Genomic DNA, 16943 nt, shown 5'->3' on the forward strand with positions numbered 1-16943 from the left:
AAGATTAAATTTTAATATATGTAAATGGAAGACATACTAAAGTTTTTTAAAACAGAATTAGGTCTTAATTTTTTATCAGTAGCAGTTACAATTTTGGTCATCATTTTTGTTTCTGCGGTTATTAAAAGAATAATTCCACGGCAAATTGAAGATGCGAGCTCAAGATATAGAGCTCGGAAGTTTGTCAACATCATAGGGTACATTTCAGCAGTTACTGTAGCGTTGGTAGTTTTTAGTAATCAGCTATCAGCTTTAAGTGTAGTTTTAGGTGTGGCAGGTGCTGGTGTGGCTTTTGCCTTTCAAGAGGTGATTGCAAGTTTTGCTGGTTATCTCGTCTTGCATTCATCCAACTTCTTTAAAGTGGGAGATAGGGTGCTGCTTGGAGGTATAAAGGGAGATGTCATTGATGTGGGACTACTAAGAACGTCACTTATGGAAACTGGTGATTGGATTGATGGAGATCGCTATAATGGAAGGATAACTAAAGTTGCCAACAGTTTTATTTTTAAAGCACCTGTTCATAACTACTCAGGAGATTTCCCATTTTTGTGGGACGAAGTTCAAATCCCTATAAAGACGGATGGTGATTTCGAATATGCCAAAGAAAAATTTCTTGAAATATTAGTTGATGTACAAGGAACCTTTGCTGAAGAGGCAAAAGGATATTGGCATAAAATGACTGAGAAATATATGGTTGAAAATGCTCGAATAGATCCTTTTGTTTTAATGAAATTTAATGAGAATTGGATCACCTTTACGCTTCGATATGTGGTGGATTACAAGTCTAGAGGAAGTGTCAAGGATAAAATCTATACCAAGACACTTAAGGCGATTCGAAACTCAGAAGGTCGACTTGAAGTGGCATCAGCAGCATTTGAAATAACCGCATTTCCAAATAAATAAAAAGCATATATAATTTTATGTAAAAAAAAGATGAGACTTTTAAAAATTACGATAATGTCCTTGCTACTATTAGCATGTAACGACACTACAAATAGTGATAATTCGAATGTAACACTTTACTATAATGGTGACATCATAACTATGGAAACAAATGATCCGATGTATGTTGATGCCGTTGCAGAACAAGATGGGAAAATAGTTTTTGTAGGTGCTTTGGCAGAAGCAGAGGAGACGTTTAAAAATCCAACAAAAGTAGATTTAAAAGGAAAGACGTTATTGCCAGGCTTTATAGATCCTCACAGTCATTTTGAGAAAGTGTCCAATACCATGGGGCAACTTAATATCAGTCCGCCGCCTGTTGGCGATGTGACAAACATTCCTCAGATTATGGAAATGCTTAAAAAATATAAGGTTGACAAAAATATCCCAGATGGGGAATGGATATTTGCCTGGGGTTACGATGAAAATTTATTAGAGGAGGGGCGTCACCCAACAAATCAAGAAATTGATGACGTTCTGCCCAACAATCCGGTTTATTTAGATCATACCAGTGGCCATATGGGTGTGGCTAATAGCATAGCACTTAAAATGATGAATGTGACGGCAGAAAGTAAAAACCCTCCTGGAGGAAATATTGGACGTTATACAGACTCGAACGAACCAAATGGATTGGTACAAGAAACAGCCATGTATCCTTTTGTAGGTAACATGCTTCAAATCCTTGAAACCAAGGCGGCTGGATTCTTTGTTGCTACGCAAAATTATTATGCAGAAAATGGAATCACAACCGCACAGGATGGATTGATTAATAGACGAAAAATTAAATTTTATCAAGAGCAAGCCGAATCAGGAAATATGATGATTGATCTTATTGCCCTCGCTGGATACTCAGAATTAGAGCAAAATTTGAAAGATAGTACGATTACTTTCAAAGCATATAAAAATGGTTTTAAAGTTCAAGGAACCAAGCTCATTGGTGATGGTTCTCCCCAGGGGAAAACGGCATTTTTTACTCAACCATATTTAACACAAGTAGATGGTTGTGAAGAAAATTGTGTGGGATTACCAAGTATTACCCAAGAGGCTATGAACAAACTTTTTCTAGTTGGCTATGAAAATAACAATCAATTGTTTATTCATTGTAATGGTGATGCCGCTATAGATATGGCCATAAAAGCACACGAAAATGCTTGTAACACTTTAGACCAACCTCTAGATAAGGATAGAAGAACGGTGATTATTCATTCGCAATTTGTTCGACCAGACCAACTTCAGAAATATCTTGAGTATAAGATTCAACCATCGTTTTTCACCAATCATGCTTATTTTTGGGGAGATGTACATTTAGAAAATCTAGGGGTAGAACGAGCAAGTTTTTTAAGTCCTATAGCTACGTCAGATAAGTTAGGTATTAAATACACAAATCACTCTGATGCAACCGTAACCCCATTAAATCCATTAATGACGGTTTGGTCTGCTGTTAATAGAACATCTAGAAATGGTGTTATCGTTGGTGAGGCCGAACGTGCTACACCATATCAGGCACTTAAAGCCATTACCATTAATGCGGCCTTTGAAAATTATGATGAGGACCTAAAAGGGTCTTTAAAGGAAGGCAAACTTGCTGATTTTGTAATATTAGAAGGGAACCCATTAAAAGCGGAGCCTGAAACATTAAAAGACATAAAAGTTGCAAAAACCATAAAAGACGGTAAGGTAGTTTATAGCAATGACTAATGAAGGAATGCGGATTTTTTCTTTAAGTATTTTTATTTTCATACTAAGTCTATCCGGTGCTCAGTTATATGGCCAATCTGATACCTTGGTCTTTAATTCTGGAAATAGAATTGTAGGTGAAATTAAAAAGATGGAAAAAGGAATTCTTGAGATTGACGCAGCCTATGGAGATGAGAATTTTAAGATTAAGTGGCTACAAATAGATTACATTCATACCACTTCAAAGTTTTTAATTAATATCAAAAACCAGATCTATGAAGGTCAAATTGCCACGGAGTCGGATAAAACGATTAGAGTATTCCAGGCCGATTCCACTTATATTACATGTGCCTTAGAAGATATAGTATACTTAAAACAGTATAAGGATGGGTTTTCAAATCGCTTTAGTGCAGCTGTGGAAGTCGGTTTTAATTTGACCAAAGCCCAAGATGTTCGCCAATTTTCGTTTAGAAGTTCTGTCGGATATAAAACCAGTAAATCCACATTTAGTGCTTCATATAATATATTACGTGCATCACAGAGTAATACTGAAACCGTTAAGCGAACGGATGGGTTATTAAACTATAGCCGTATTTTAATTAAAGATTGGTATGGTGTAGCCAGTATTTACACCCTTTCTAATACAGAGCAAAAAATAGATTTACGAGCCAATTCCCAATTAGGTATTGGAAATTACTTATACGCTACTAACAGGGCATATTGGGGCATAGTTACAGGGGTAAACAATAATTTAGAGCGTTTCACCAATTCTCAATCCAACCGGAATACCTGGGAGGTGTTCTATGGCACCGAACTAAATTTGTATGATGTTGAAGATTTTAATTTGGCATTCGTTTTTGTTGGCTATTCCGGATTAACCGAAAAAGGTCGATTTCGTGCTGATACCACAATTGATGCCAAGTATGATTTGCCATGGGATCTATTCATCCGTTTAGGGTTTTCGTTGAACTATGACAATCAGCCTGCTATAAACGCAAGTCAAACTGACTACATTTTAAGAACTGGAATTGGCTGGGAATGGTAATCCGGCACGAAGGCTCATAGCCTTAAGAGCCTTCATCGGATTTTTTCTGCGGATATTCTATGGTGTTTTCAATTTTACTTATCGCATTTTCATCAAATTCTGGAATTTGAAGCTCTTTTTTATCAATCCAGTCTTGAACTTTGTCCTCTACAACTTTCCTTTTGGATTCAGATATTCCCTGATCTTTTGATAGATAGACCGTTTGTGATGGGAAAGCAAAACCGCTACCACTAGATTCAATGACCTCTGCAATTCTTAAGTTGATATCCTCTTGAACTGCTAAGAACTCATTATAGTCTGATGATAAAATATAAGCATATAATTCTACATTTAAGGCATCGCTTCCATAACCTATAAATCTGACGCGCGCAGGATTACGATCAACCTTGGGATGCGCGTACAAAATATTTCTTAGTTCTACCAGAATATAGCGCATCTGATGTGTAGATGTTTCATAACGCAAACCGATGGTGGTTTGGAACAGGAACATATCACGTTTAGCAAAATTCTCTATGATTTGTGAAGAAAAATCAGCATTAGGCACTGTTACAACTGTCCTTGCCGTTGTTCTTATTCTTGTAGATCGCATGCCAATCTTTTCAACGGTACCGAGCGTATTACCAAATTTGCAAAAGTCACCAACACTTACTGGCTGATCAAAAACAACAGAAAGTCCACCTACAATATTTTCGACAGTTTTTTGTGCACCCAATGCCAAAGCAATACCACCAACACCTAAAGCGGCAATTCCTGCCGTAACATTGAAACCAAGTGTTTCAAAAATGATTAAAATAGCAATAACAATTAAGGTAAATTTTGCGCTATTCTTGATGAACGATATGGCACTGAGCCCACTAAAAATATTGCGTTCGCGCAGCTGTTCGTCTGCCATTGACGACAATGCGTCAATTAATAACCATATAAAGATGAAAAATGCTGTCCAAACTGCTATTAGATTAACCACACCAAAGGCTTGACGCACTATAATAGAAATACCTAAATACCTTGAAACGTTTAATAAAATTACTACGGTTATCACTAAACGTAACGGTATTAATAGGGTTTTTAAAAATCTACTGTACTTACTTTGCTTAAAATTTCGCCAAAATAATCTTACTAACCACCCAATGACTAAAGTTAACAACCATGCGATTAAATAAGAAACTATTGCTATTGAAATGATAGAAATCCAATCGATAACTGGTGCTCCCAACCATTTTGAGTATTTGTTGGTAGTAAGAGTATCAATGTTGTATTTATCAGGATTATTATTAATATATTGAATGATGTTTTCTGTGGTTTCACTAGAAATCAACCAAATTTCACTTCCTGTTTCCAACACTGTTTTTTCTAATACGATGGGAACATCATTGTTTCCCAAACTTAGGGTTCCCACATTTTCATAGGTTGTGTTTAAGCCATCGTTATTATCTCCTTCGGCAGAATTATTGATAATTCGTATCGGAACAATATTGCCGTGTTTGTTTAAAACAACCTCAATGCGTTTAAGAAGCGCGATAACAATGGAATCATTATCTGTTTGAATATTTTGTGGAAAATCCACGTATTCTGAAGCTCTTAAATAATTATTGTTAGCCATGGATTTAAAAAATCCGTTAACAGCACCTCTAGGGGTTGATCGCCCTAATGGATCAAGCTTTTGGGATTTGGTAGTGACCTCTGAGGAGTCAGTAGCTTTGATTGAAAATAAATCTTGTGCATAAACCCCATCAAAACTTAGGAATGAGTATATAATAAGTGCTTTTAAAATTATTGATTTTGTTGAAATCATTTCTCTAATTTTTATGAGTTTAAATTTTTATAGTTTTTTCTGCTATTACATAAGAGATGAAAACAAATGCAGGGTCTTTTCTAAAAGTTTTATGTAAAGGGGTCTATTGTTCCATTCGTTCAGGTCAACAATATCCGAATCTTTAATATCGTCATTAAATTTGCCTTCTAAGGATTCAGCTATCTTTTTATCATAAACTACAGCATTAATTTCAAAATTCAAATCAAAACTTCGATTATCTAAGTTTGCTGTACCTACGTGAGCTACTGTAGCATCACAAACCATAGTTTTGGCATGTACAAATCCTCTTTTATATCTATAGATACTTACGCCTGCTTCTAATAGTTCTTGAAAAAAGGAGTTCGTTGTTAAACCAACGACTAATGAATCTGATTTTTTTGGAACGATAATCTTGATTTTTACATTACTAAGTGCTGCGATTTTTAAGGCATTTAAAAAAGAGTTATTTGGAATTAAATATGGTGTAGTGATTAAAATTTCTTTTTTTGCAGAGAGTATGGTCTGAATTAATGAGTATAAAATGTTAGGGTAATCAGAATCTGGTCCACTTGATAGGATTTGTACGATTTTATCTCCGTTTTCAGTCTTCAGCTCTTCAAAAGGAAAGAAGTCAAATGAAAATTTAAGGTTCTGCTTTGCACAAAAATTCCAATCTGTTAAAAAGGTATATTGTAGGTTTAACACAGCATTGCCTTCAATCTTTAAATGTGTATCTCTCCAATAAAGATCTGTTTTGGATGGATTGATATATTTATCGGATACGTTTATACCACCAATAAACCCAATTTTGCCATCAACGACAATTATTTTTCTATGATTTCTATAATTTAGTCTGTTGGCAAATTGAACAAAGTTGATTTTGTTGAAAGCAAAGGCTTCAACGCCATTTGATATAAGTTCCTTTACAATATTTGATCTTATATTTTTACATCCAAAGTCGTCATAGATAAAACGTACCTTTACACCATCACGCGCTTTAGCAATCAGCGTCTGGGCGATTTCATTTCCAATGGTATCGTTTTCATAAATATAATATTCTAGATGTATGTATTTTGTTGCTGCCTTTAGAGCCTTTAATACTTCTGGAAATTTTTCCTCTCCATTAAATAAAAGTTCAACCTTATTATTGTCTGATATAATGCTATTTTGGCTGAGGAAACTAGCCAAAGGGTAAAACAACCCTAACTTTTCTTTATGTTTAGAAAGAATACTGTCAGTGTATCTAAGACTTTTTGACTTTAGTTCAGGAAACGCTTCATCATCAATAGCTATTTTCTTTTGATAAAGTTTACGCTTTCTATAATTCAAACCAACACTAAGGTAAAATAGGATCCCTACTACTGGAAGCGCAAAAATCAATAATAAATAGGCTAGGCCTTTACTAGGGGTAGTGGTATTCAAAATTATTCGTATACCTACTGCTACCAATATAGTAATGTAAAGCGCAACGATAATGTTAGATAATACCATTATTTATTTTTTTATTAAAAGGCATTAAATTATGAGACCTCATTAAAATTTAGTTTGGAACCGGCTCTTATTAATTATTAGAATAAAAGTCAATAATTTTATTTAAAGTTTGTATTCTTAGAACATCCTTTTCTATAAGCAATTCATGTTCAGCATCCTTAATTTGATAGTATTCACATTCTTTACCTATTTTCTTGGCGACATTAAAAAATCTTTTATGTGCGGCAGGGTTGACAATGTCTTCGTTTTCAGCTGAAAATAAAACAAAAGGAGTTTGAATTTTATCAATATTATCAAATAGGTAACCGAATTGTTTACATGAATGATGAAGCCAAGAATATGTAGCACCTCCAAGTCGTGCTTTAGGCACTTCTTGATAGGCTTTGATCATTCTATTAAACCGTATTATAGAACCAGTTAAAGTATTATTCTCAAACTCTAAATTACTATCATTATATTCAGACTGGCCAACTGCAAATTTAGGCTCTTCCTTATCTACCAACTTAACAATACTACAAATCGTAGGTTTAAGACCAAACATGGGTGAAGAAAATGCGGCCGCATTGAAGTCCTTTGGATTCTGCTCCAGATAAGTCATACCAATGGCACCTCCCATAGAGTGAGCTAGTAAGTATATTTTAGTATAGGTACTGTCTTGTATATAATTATCATAAAAGTACTTCATGTCATCTACATAATACTGAAAGTTGTCAATGTAGCCCATGTCAGGGTTTTCCACAAGTCTTTGCGATAGGCCTTGACCTCTATGATCATGAATGTAAATTGAATAGCCATTATTAAAAAGGTCGTAAATAAGTTCTTTATACTTTATAGCCGCTTCTGTTCTTCCCGACGAAATTAAGATGGCCTTATCAGTTTTATCTTGCTTAAAAATTTTATAATAAATTTTTATATCGGATTGACCATTAAAAAATCCTTCTATGCCATTATCATAAAATGATTCAATTTGACTTGCGTATACTGGGTCTTTTAATTCCTCTGATGTAGTGAGATTGTACTTGTTATTTAATTCATCAAGCAAAGGACTTTTATTCTCTTTGCAAGACAATAAAACAATGGGCATTACTAACAATAAAAATTTTGAGATGCGCATAATTTGATAAAAAGCCCTTTACTTAGATATCACGACCTAACGTGGAGGAAAACCAGAAAGTATTTTGTTAATGGCTTCTGAAATACTTGAGTTGTTTAGATTTTTATCCTTTACGACATCTGTACCTGAGCCTTTCCATATCAGTTGCTTTTTATCATTGTCAATAATATTTATTAATAGTGTGCCTTCAGTATAATTGATTTCTTTAGAAAAAGTTTTACCGACACCTGTTCTAAATCTCCACCTTTTACCAAAAGTTGTACTTACATTGACATTTGTGTTTGAATAATCCTTTTTGTTTTTTGTTTTTACATCTAAATCGACAAGAAAATCGGGATTATCGGACTTAACAAATCCTTTGTTGTTTAGGTTGGAAGAAATACTATTTATGAGCCTATTTTTTATAATATCATCAATAGGAAGATTATCGGTTTCGTTTGAAAAATTATAAGTTTTGTAGTTTTTAAAATTTACACTATCATCATAATCTGATAAAATTTTTGTTGAAGAACATGAAAATAAGATGGCGATACAAATTAATGAGGTGAAAAAAGTTTTATTTGTCATTTTAAATAAATTTAATGGAATAATTTCTCTTAAAGATAGTGAATTTTCAAAGGATAATGATTAAACATTAATTTGAAATTTTTTGGTTTTTGGAAATGAATTGATTTTCAAAATTTATGTTGTTTAAACAACAATCATTACATTGTAACAATTGTTACTTGTATTAGCAGTGTATAACATTAGCTTTGATGTTCACTAACTAAAGATTTATGGATATTAATCAAGTTTTAGGCTATGTAGGTGCCTTGTTTATTGGAGTCGTTCTTGGACTTATCGGTGGTGGTGGTTCTATTTTAACAGTACCGATCTTAGTATATCTGCTTTTCGTCAATCCCGTAACTGCTACAGCATATTCGCTTTTTGTGGTTGGAGTTTCTTCTTTGGTTGGAGCCATTAGAAATATTCAAAAAGGATTAGTTGATTTTAGAACAGCCATAGTTTTTGCGATTCCAGCTTTTATAGCTGTGTATTCCACACGAAAGTATTTGGTACCAGCTATACCTGAAGAATTGTTTTCATTAGGATCCTTTGTAATTACCAAAGACATTGGGATTATGCTATTCTTTGCTTTCGTAATGCTTGTTGCATCGGTATCAATGATAAGAAATAAGCGTGAAGATAATGGTGTCAATTCAGAAGTCGCTTACAATTATTCCTTCATTATTGTAGAAGGTGTTTTAGTTGGTGTGGTCACTGGAATTGTTGGCGCAGGAGGTGGATTTTTAATAATACCTGCTTTGGTATTGTTGGCAAAATTGCCAATGAAAAAAGCTGTGGCAACATCCTTGCTTATCATTGCTATAAAATCACTTATAGGATTTATTGGAGACGTAGAAAATTTGGATATTGACTGGACATTCCTTTTAGTATTCACATCCATATCTGTTGTTGGTATATTTTTAGGGATTTACCTCTCAAATTTTATCGAAGGAAAAAAACTGAAAAAAGGCTTTGGTTGGTTTGTTTTGATAATGGGTGTCTACATTATTTATAAGGAATTAACAATGTAACTTTTGTTACAGCTTAATTGGATAAACGTTAGTAATTTGAGTGAAATTTATTCTCATTAACCAAAATATTATGAAAATAGAACAGATTTATACAGGATGTTTAGCGCATGCAGCGTATTACATTGAAAGTAAAGGTGAAGCTGCAATTTTTGATCCATTGCGTGAAGTTCAGCCATATATTAATAGAGCCAAGTTAGATGATGCGAAAATAAAATATGTTTTCGAAACACATTTCCATGCAGACTTTGTTTCGGGTCATTTAGATCTTAAAGAAAAAACAGGTGCCAAAATTGTATTTGGTCCAACAGCAAAACCAAACTATGATGCCATTGTAGCCGAAGATGGTCAAATTTTTGAAGTAGGTGATTATAAGGTAAAGGTTATTCATACACCAGGCCATACCATGGAAAGTACAACTTACCTGCTCATAGACGAAAATGGTCAGGAACACGGTATAGTTACTGGTGATACCTTATTTATCGGTGATGTAGGCAGACCTGACTTAGCTCAAAAAGTTGTAGCTGAGCTCACCCAAGATAAATTGGCATCCCTATTATATGATTCTTTACGCAATAAAATAATGCCATTGAGCGATGATTTAATTGTATATCCAAATCATGGAGCAGGATCGGCTTGTGGTAAGAATATGAGCAAGGAAACTACCGATACATTGGGTAATCAGAAGAAAACCAATTATGCATTACGTGCCGATATGACTAGGGAAGAGTTTATAGAGGAACTTTTAGACGGTTTAACTGAACCACCAGGATACTTCCCGCAAAATGTATTAATGAATATTAAAGGTTACGAGAGTTTTGACAAGGTCATGGACAAAGCTCAAAATCCGTTATCACCTAAAGCTTTTGAAGTAGCCGCCAATGAAACTGAAGCGATTGTTTTAGATGTTCGTAACCAATCAGAATTTATAAATGGCCATATTCCACGATCTGTATTTATTGGTATCGATGGTAATTTTGCACCATGGGTCGGAGCATTAATTGTAGATGTAACACAACCTATTTTATTAGTGACACCAAAAGGTAGAGAAGAAGAAGTGGTCACGAGATTATCTAGAGTTGGATTTGATAATGTTATTGGGTATTTAAATGGCGGATTTGAGGCATGGAAAGATGCTGGGATGGATTTTGACACAATAACCTCTATTTCTGCCGAAGAATTTGCAATGAACTTTGAGAATGTTAAAGATGTTGTTTTTGATGTGAGACGAGAAGGTGAATATGTTGCTGAGCATGTAGATGGTGCAAAGAATACCCAGCTCGATTATTTAAATAATTACTTAAGTGAATTTCCAGAAGATAAAACGTTTTATCTGCATTGTGCTGGTGGTTATCGTTCTGTAATTGCTGCGTCTATATTAAAAAGTAGAGGAATTCATAACTTAGTGGATATTGCAGGTGGTTATGATGCCATTAAGAAAACAAACATACCAAGAACAGATTATGTATGTCCTTCAACTTTAAAATGAAAACCCTTAACTTATAATTAATTGTGCATGTACTGCTTATTGTAGTACATGCTTTTTTTTTTTATGTAACAATGGTTACGCTTTAGCAAAGGTTAAACAATTAATTTTACAATAGTTAATATTAATAAATCATTATTCTTATGTCGTTTTTCACTTCGTTATTTGGCTCTAAAACATCACAGAGCAATGCTATAAAGCTATTATCGCCTGAAGAGTTTAAGGCTCAAGTTGAAAACAAAAAAGTTCAATTAATTGATGTTAGAACACCTGCAGAATTTAATGGTGGACACATTAAAGGTGCAAAAAATATAGATTTTTTCTCAGGCAGATTCAATGTCGAATTTAATAAGTTAAACAAGGATAAAGCAGTCTATGTTTATTGTCGTAGTGGCAGTAGAAGTAGACAGACCTCTAAAAAACTTGAAGCTTTTGGGTTTACAGAGATTTATGATTTAAGAGGCGGCATATTAAATTATTAATAATACAATAATGAGATATATTATAGCAATACTTGTACCCATCTTTATTTTGAGTTGCAACAACTCAAAAAACATGGACCTTTCTGCTTTTGAAAAAAATATGCAGGCCAATAATCATCCTGGTAAAAAACTAATGGAAACCAATTGTTATGTCTGTCATAGTCCAACTGCTAGTCACGATGATAGAATTGGACCTCCAATGATTGCTATTAAAAAGCACTATATTAATGATGAAACGACTAAAGAACAATTCATAGCAGATATTCAATCTTGGATAAAAAATCCGAATGAAGGTGATGCCAGAATGCGTGGTGCAGTAAGACGTTTTGGAGTGATGCCTAAACAGGCTTTTCCTGAAGAGACTATCGAAAAAATCGCTGAATATATATTCGATTTTGATATTGAACAACCTGAATGGTTTGAAGAACACTTTAACGAGGAAATGGGAAAGCAAAATGGTAAAGGTAAGGGCATGGGTAATGGCAAAGGAATGGGACAAGGCAAAGGAAAACACCAACAACAAGTACAGAGCAATGTTGATGATTTACCATATGGAGAACGAGGCTTAAAATATGCTTTAAATACCAAAGCCGTTCTAGGAGAAAACCTAATGGGTGCCATACAGCAAAAGGGAACTTTAGAAGCACTAGAGTTTTGTAATGTTAAAGCTTACCCATTAACCGATAGTATGGCAATAGTTCACAATGCTAAAATAAAACGTGTTAGTGATAAGCCTAGAAATCAGAACAATAAAGCCAATACAGAAGAATTACAGCATATAGAAACATTTAAAAAGCTAATTGCCGAAAACAAAGCAGTAAGTCCAATTGTAAAGGAAACAGATGATGATGTTCATGTGTATTATCCTATTGTAACAAATACAATGTGTCTACAATGTCATGGTAAGCCAGAAAAAAACATCAAACCAGATGTTTTAAAATCATTATCTTTACTATACCCTGAAGATAAAGCCAAAGGCTACTCAGAAAATCAGGTAAGAGGCATTTGGAATGTGTCTTTCCAAAAGAATTAAATAGTAGTTATGAGTAAGTTTTCTGAAATAATCAATAAGGATAAGCTCGTGCTTGTCGATTTTTTTGCAGAGTGGTGCGGACCTTGCAAAATGATGGCACCTGTTTTAAAGCAGGTTAAGGATAATCTCGGAGACCGAGTAAGCATCATTAAAATCGATGTAGATAAAAATCAAAGTCTAGCTGCTAATTACCAAGTTAGAGGGGTTCCCACTTTAATGTTGTTTAAGAATGGACAGCAAGTATGGAGACAATCAGGTTTACTTCAAAAGGATGATCTTATTAATATTATTACGAGTAATGATTAGTTTCTTCAACGTATAGCATCTGTTCATTTTAAGAGATTATCAATTTAAAAGCATAATAAATTTTAAACTTGAAGAAACACCCTTAAGAGTAAGGGTGTTTTTATTTGATTAATGTTTTGTGTAACAAATGTTACATGGTTTCATTTTAATCAACCTAACTTTAATGAGATTGTACGATAACTAACACTAACTAAATCTTTTACATTTTATGAAATCACATTATCAAATTTTGGTCATTGGAGGTGGTACAGGTGGTATTATGACTTCTGCTAATTTATTAGCCAAGGATAAATCTTTGGATATAGGCTTAATTGAGCCTGCGGATTGGCATTATTACCAACCTGCTTGGACACTTGTGGGTGGTGGAACTTATGATTTTGAGAAAACGAAACGGCCAATGGCATCGGTAATGCCAGAGGATGTTGATTGGATTAAAGATTATGCCACAGGGTTTAACCCTGAAGGTGATGCAGTATCGACCAAAGAAAATGGAGATATAACCTATGATTATCTAATTGTCTCTCCTGGTTTGGTTATGGATACATCTCTTATTGAAGGGCTAACAGAAACCTTAGGAAAAGGCGTGGTTTGTAGTAATTATACAGATCCTGAACATACCTGGGAAGTTTTAAGAAATTTCAAAGGCGGAAATGCTATTTTTACGCAACCTACAACACCTATAAAATGCGGTGGAGCTCCTCAGAAAATAGCCTACTTGGCAGCAGACTATTTTAAAAAGAATGGTCTTAAAAACAAGAGCAATGTGGTTTTTGCAACACCTGGTTCTGTAATTTTTGGAGTTAAGGAAATCAGAGAAAGTCTAATGCAGGTGATTAGCAAATATGGTATTCACTTCAAGCCTTTTTACGCACCGATAAAAATTGATGGTGAAAACCAAATAATAACCTTTAAGGGAGTTGGTACTGGTGAAAATAAATGTGTTATAAATGAAGATAATGAACTTAGAGAAGTCATGTCTGGTGAGCAAATTATAGAAATGCCTTTTGATATGCTTCATTTGGCACCACCACAAACAGCACCAAAATTTGTAAAGGAGTCATCCTTGGTTAATGATGCTGGGTGGTTAGATGTCGATATTCATACACTTCAGCATAATAAATATTCAAACATATTTGGTTTAGGGGATGTAGCGGCTTTACCAACAGCAAAAACGGGTGCCGCTATACGAAAGCAAGTTCCTGTGGTTTCCGATAATATTCTTCAGTTAATTGCCTATAACAAAAAAGGAAATAAATCCTATAATGGGTATTCATCTTGTCCATTGGTAACAGGTTATGGCAAGATGATACTAGCTGAGTTTGATTACGATAATAACTTTATTCCAGATCCTAAGTTAAAACAAATGCTTGTATTTAATAGCGAAAAGGAGCATTGGAGGCTTTGGATGCTTAAGAAATATGGATTACCCTATTTATACTGGAACAAAATGATGAAAGGAAAAGAAGTGTAATTAGCTTTTTTTGATTGATAGCCGAGCACCTTAAAAATTATTTTTTTAAGGTGCTTTTTTTATTTAATGACAAATGTCATCTTTATTGTAAAAGATTGAAGCTACCTTAGCCTTGAAAACGATAAATAGTTAACCAATGAACAATTCTTTACTAATATACGATCATAGTAATGGGGTTATAATGATTGCTGTGTTCGCTTTAGTTTGCGTCATTTTAGTAGGCGTACTTGTTAATTTTATGACAAGTGGGAAAAAGAAAAACGATAACAACGAAACTAACTAAACTAATTTAACTTTATTATTACATGGCTTAGTGCTATGTAATATTTTAAAATTCTTCTAGAATTTTGGGCTAAAATGAAGAGGCTCGATTTGTAAAATCGAGCCTCTTTTTAGCTTTCTAAATGTAATGTCTAAAATTTGTATTGCAAAAATGCTGAAAAATTTCGTCCTGGCTCGGTAATTGGTGTCCGCCCAAAATCAGCCTGATTGGTAAATGAAAAATTAAGATGGTTATTGTATGACTCATCAAAAATATTCAATATAGCTACTCCTATAGTAAAATTCTGAAAAGCTTTTATTCCCATACGAGCGTCGAAAGTTTGATAACCAACAGTGACGATTTCATCAAAGCTTTCAGAAATATTATTTTGTTGGGCTACTATATTGTATTGCAAGTTTGCCCAATACTTCTCTTTATTTACTCCAGCTGAAATTCGAGTTGTAAATGGTGGTGTTAGTGGTAAAGACTCGTTCAAATCTTTATTTTTTGCATAGACATATGCAAACTCACCTTTAACAAAATAGTCATTCAAAAACTCTAGTTCTACTTTAATTTCAAAACCAGTTTTATAGGCCTCATCAAGATTTCTAAACACTTTAGCATGTTCTGGTAATGCGTTTGGCATAAATTTGCGGTCCAAGTTTTCATCGACTATAGCTACAATATAGTTTTCAAAAAACGAATAGTAAAAGGATGCTTCGTACTTAAAAGCATCTAAACCATTTTTTAAAGGTTCATAACCTTTAAAACCAATTTCAAATTGGTTGTTAACTTCGGCATCCAGATTAGGGTTACCCACATACTCATAAGGATCTTGGCCAACAGTAAAGTGATTGATGAAACGCTCAATCATATTTGCCGAACGGACACCACGACCATAAGCAGCTTCTAAGGTGAAGTTGTCAGAAACAATTTTCTTTACAGAAACTGTTGTACTTATATTATGTTCTGTTCTTTTTTCTAGATCATACATTTCTGCAAAATCCGCTTCAGGATCATTAATATCTGAAACGACATTATCATATCTAACACCAGCTGTAAGAATGGTGTTTGGACTAATACTATATTTGGCTTCTGTAAAAACGCCTAGGTCATTAATGTAAGAATCTTGCCAGACCTTATCAATAAAAAGCATGGGTTGTGGTAACGGATTTCCATTCATCACTTTAACTAAACGTTCTCTATTACCATCTCTGGCAACATTAAACATGTCAATACCAGAAAAAATGTTTAAACGATTTACCGGTTGCCAATGTAATTCAATTTTACCACCAGTGGTCACGGCATCAACATTAGATGCTGCACCTACCATATTAAATGAAGGTCTATTATTATTAACCATTAAATGATCGACATAGCTATAGTAAGCCTTAGCGTTTAATGATTTAATGACTTTTCCAATATTATCTAGCTTGTAATCTAATGAGATAATACTACTATTATCATAGTCTGTATCCATAGGTAAAGCCGCATGTAATACATCTCTGCCAAAGGATTGTCTCCAATGCGCTTGTAAGCGTTGGTCTTCCGAAAAGTTATAACCCACCTTAACGCCATAATCCGTACTTCTGAAAGACGACGGAATTTCGGTACCATCGCCATCTTCATAATTACCAAAATCTCTGTAGCCAGCATTAGCTACAATATCATACTTTTCTTGTATGTACTGCAATTGGGCCATATTAACAAAAGAGTTTCCGTTACTTTCATAACCACCGGAAATTTTACCGTGTAAGCCATGATCTAAATAGTTTGGCTTTTCAGTTACCATGTTAATAACTCCTCCAAATGTGGCACCATATCTAACCGTGTAAGGTCCTTTTATAATTTCAATTTTTGAAATTTCTTCAGGAATAATATGCGTTGTAATGGGATCCATTCGGTTAGGGCACGCATGCATAGCTTTGGTGCCACCATCATACTGAATATTAAGTTGTTCATATTGAGACGCTCTAAATGACGGATCGATAGCATAGTTACCACGTTTTATGGATGAGAAGCCGATAATATTATTAAATAAATCCGCAACGTTTTTAGGCTGTACAATATTCTCAGCGTATTTATTGGATACTATCGTTAGAACAGGATCGGTCTTAATATTTCCCGTAACGATAACCTCGTTTAATTTTGTTATTTCTTTTTTTAAGGTGTCTTGTTTTGTTTCTTTTTGAGCATAAGACACACCTGCGATTAGTACACATAGCAGTGTACTATACAATGTTTTCATTTATAGTATATTAATAATTT

Annotated in this window: 14 protein-coding genes; 9 read left to right on the plus strand and 5 right to left on the minus strand. The window is 34.1% G+C overall.

Annotated features, from left to right (window positions below):
* Positions 1 to 24: 24 nt before the first annotated feature.
* The 3 genes from ACPX19_RS11665 to ACPX19_RS11675 are packed head-to-tail and all read left to right on the plus strand — an operon-like array spanning position 25 to position 3664.
* On the plus strand, positions 25 to 903 hold the full coding sequence (locus tag ACPX19_RS11665) for a mechanosensitive ion channel family protein (protein ID WP_426430181.1): 879 nt from the start codon (positions 25 to 27) through the stop codon (positions 901 to 903).
* A 30-nt stretch (positions 904 to 933) separates the two neighbouring features.
* Complete coding sequence (locus tag ACPX19_RS11670; RefSeq protein WP_426430182.1) at positions 934 to 2640, plus strand: amidohydrolase; 1707 nt, start codon at positions 934 to 936, stop codon at positions 2638 to 2640.
* Entirely contained in the window at positions 2633 to 3664 is a 1032-nt protein-coding gene (locus tag ACPX19_RS11675) for a DUF481 domain-containing protein (protein WP_426430183.1), read from the plus strand. Before ACPX19_RS11670 ends, ACPX19_RS11675 begins: the two co-directional genes overlap by 8 nt.
* A 22-nt stretch (positions 3665 to 3686) precedes the next feature.
* Here the strand turns inward: ACPX19_RS11675 and ACPX19_RS11680 are convergent, their stop codons facing one another.
* The 4 genes from ACPX19_RS11680 to ACPX19_RS11695 form a co-directional block, all read right to left on the minus strand.
* On the minus strand, positions 3687 to 5456 hold the full coding sequence (locus ACPX19_RS11680) for a mechanosensitive ion channel family protein (protein ID WP_426430184.1): 1770 nt from the start codon (positions 5454 to 5456) through the stop codon (positions 3687 to 3689).
* Between the two features lie 45 nt (positions 5457 to 5501).
* Positions 5502 to 6947: a cardiolipin synthase gene (gene cls, locus ACPX19_RS11685; RefSeq protein ID WP_426430185.1), complete on the minus strand. Its 1446-nt coding sequence runs from the start codon at positions 6945 to 6947 to the stop codon at positions 5502 to 5504.
* A gap of 70 nt (positions 6948 to 7017) precedes the next feature.
* Positions 7018 to 8061 (minus strand): alpha/beta fold hydrolase, encoded by a 1044-nt coding sequence (locus tag ACPX19_RS11690; RefSeq protein WP_426430186.1) that lies wholly within the window; start codon positions 8059 to 8061, stop codon positions 7018 to 7020.
* 36 nt (positions 8062 to 8097) lie between these two features.
* On the minus strand, positions 8098 to 8628 hold the full coding sequence (locus tag ACPX19_RS11695) for a DUF4136 domain-containing protein (RefSeq protein WP_426430187.1): 531 nt from the start codon (positions 8626 to 8628) through the stop codon (positions 8098 to 8100).
* A gap of 209 nt (positions 8629 to 8837) precedes the next feature.
* On the opposite strand from ACPX19_RS11695, the gene ACPX19_RS11700 reads away from it, so the two are divergent.
* The 6 genes from ACPX19_RS11700 to ACPX19_RS11725 all read left to right on the plus strand — a co-directional run bounded on the left by ACPX19_RS11700 (position 8838) and on the right by ACPX19_RS11725 (position 14413).
* Positions 8838 to 9638 (plus strand): sulfite exporter TauE/SafE family protein, encoded by an 801-nt coding sequence (locus tag ACPX19_RS11700; protein ID WP_426430188.1) that lies wholly within the window; start codon positions 8838 to 8840, stop codon positions 9636 to 9638.
* Between the two features lie 70 nt (positions 9639 to 9708).
* On the plus strand, positions 9709 to 11124 hold the full coding sequence (locus ACPX19_RS11705) for an MBL fold metallo-hydrolase (protein ID WP_426430189.1): 1416 nt from the start codon (positions 9709 to 9711) through the stop codon (positions 11122 to 11124).
* A gap of 140 nt (positions 11125 to 11264) precedes the next feature.
* A complete protein-coding gene (locus ACPX19_RS11710; RefSeq protein WP_426430190.1) occupies positions 11265 to 11603 on the plus strand; it encodes a rhodanese-like domain-containing protein in 339 nt (112 codons plus the stop codon).
* Positions 11604 to 11613: 10 nt separating this feature from the next.
* Positions 11614 to 12636 (plus strand): c-type heme family protein, encoded by a 1023-nt coding sequence (locus tag ACPX19_RS11715; protein ID WP_426430191.1) that lies wholly within the window; start codon positions 11614 to 11616, stop codon positions 12634 to 12636.
* A 9-nt stretch (positions 12637 to 12645) separates the two neighbouring features.
* On the plus strand, positions 12646 to 12942 hold the full coding sequence (gene trxA / locus ACPX19_RS11720; protein WP_426430192.1) for a thioredoxin: 297 nt from the start codon (positions 12646 to 12648) through the stop codon (positions 12940 to 12942).
* 208 nt (positions 12943 to 13150) lie between these two features.
* Positions 13151 to 14413 carry an NAD(P)/FAD-dependent oxidoreductase gene (locus ACPX19_RS11725; protein WP_426430193.1) on the plus strand — a complete coding sequence of 421 codons (1263 nt, stop codon included), beginning with the start codon at positions 13151 to 13153 and terminating at the stop codon, positions 14411 to 14413.
* A 413-nt stretch (positions 14414 to 14826) separates the two neighbouring features.
* Here the strand turns inward: ACPX19_RS11725 and ACPX19_RS11730 are convergent, their stop codons facing one another.
* On the minus strand, positions 14827 to 16923 hold the full coding sequence (locus tag ACPX19_RS11730; protein WP_426430194.1) for a TonB-dependent receptor: 2097 nt from the start codon (positions 16921 to 16923) through the stop codon (positions 14827 to 14829).
* Positions 16924 to 16943 lie beyond the last annotated feature (20 nt).

It is taken from the genome of Winogradskyella sp. HB-48 (assembly GCF_049942685.1).
Classification (GTDB): domain Bacteria; phylum Bacteroidota; class Bacteroidia; order Flavobacteriales; family Flavobacteriaceae; genus Winogradskyella.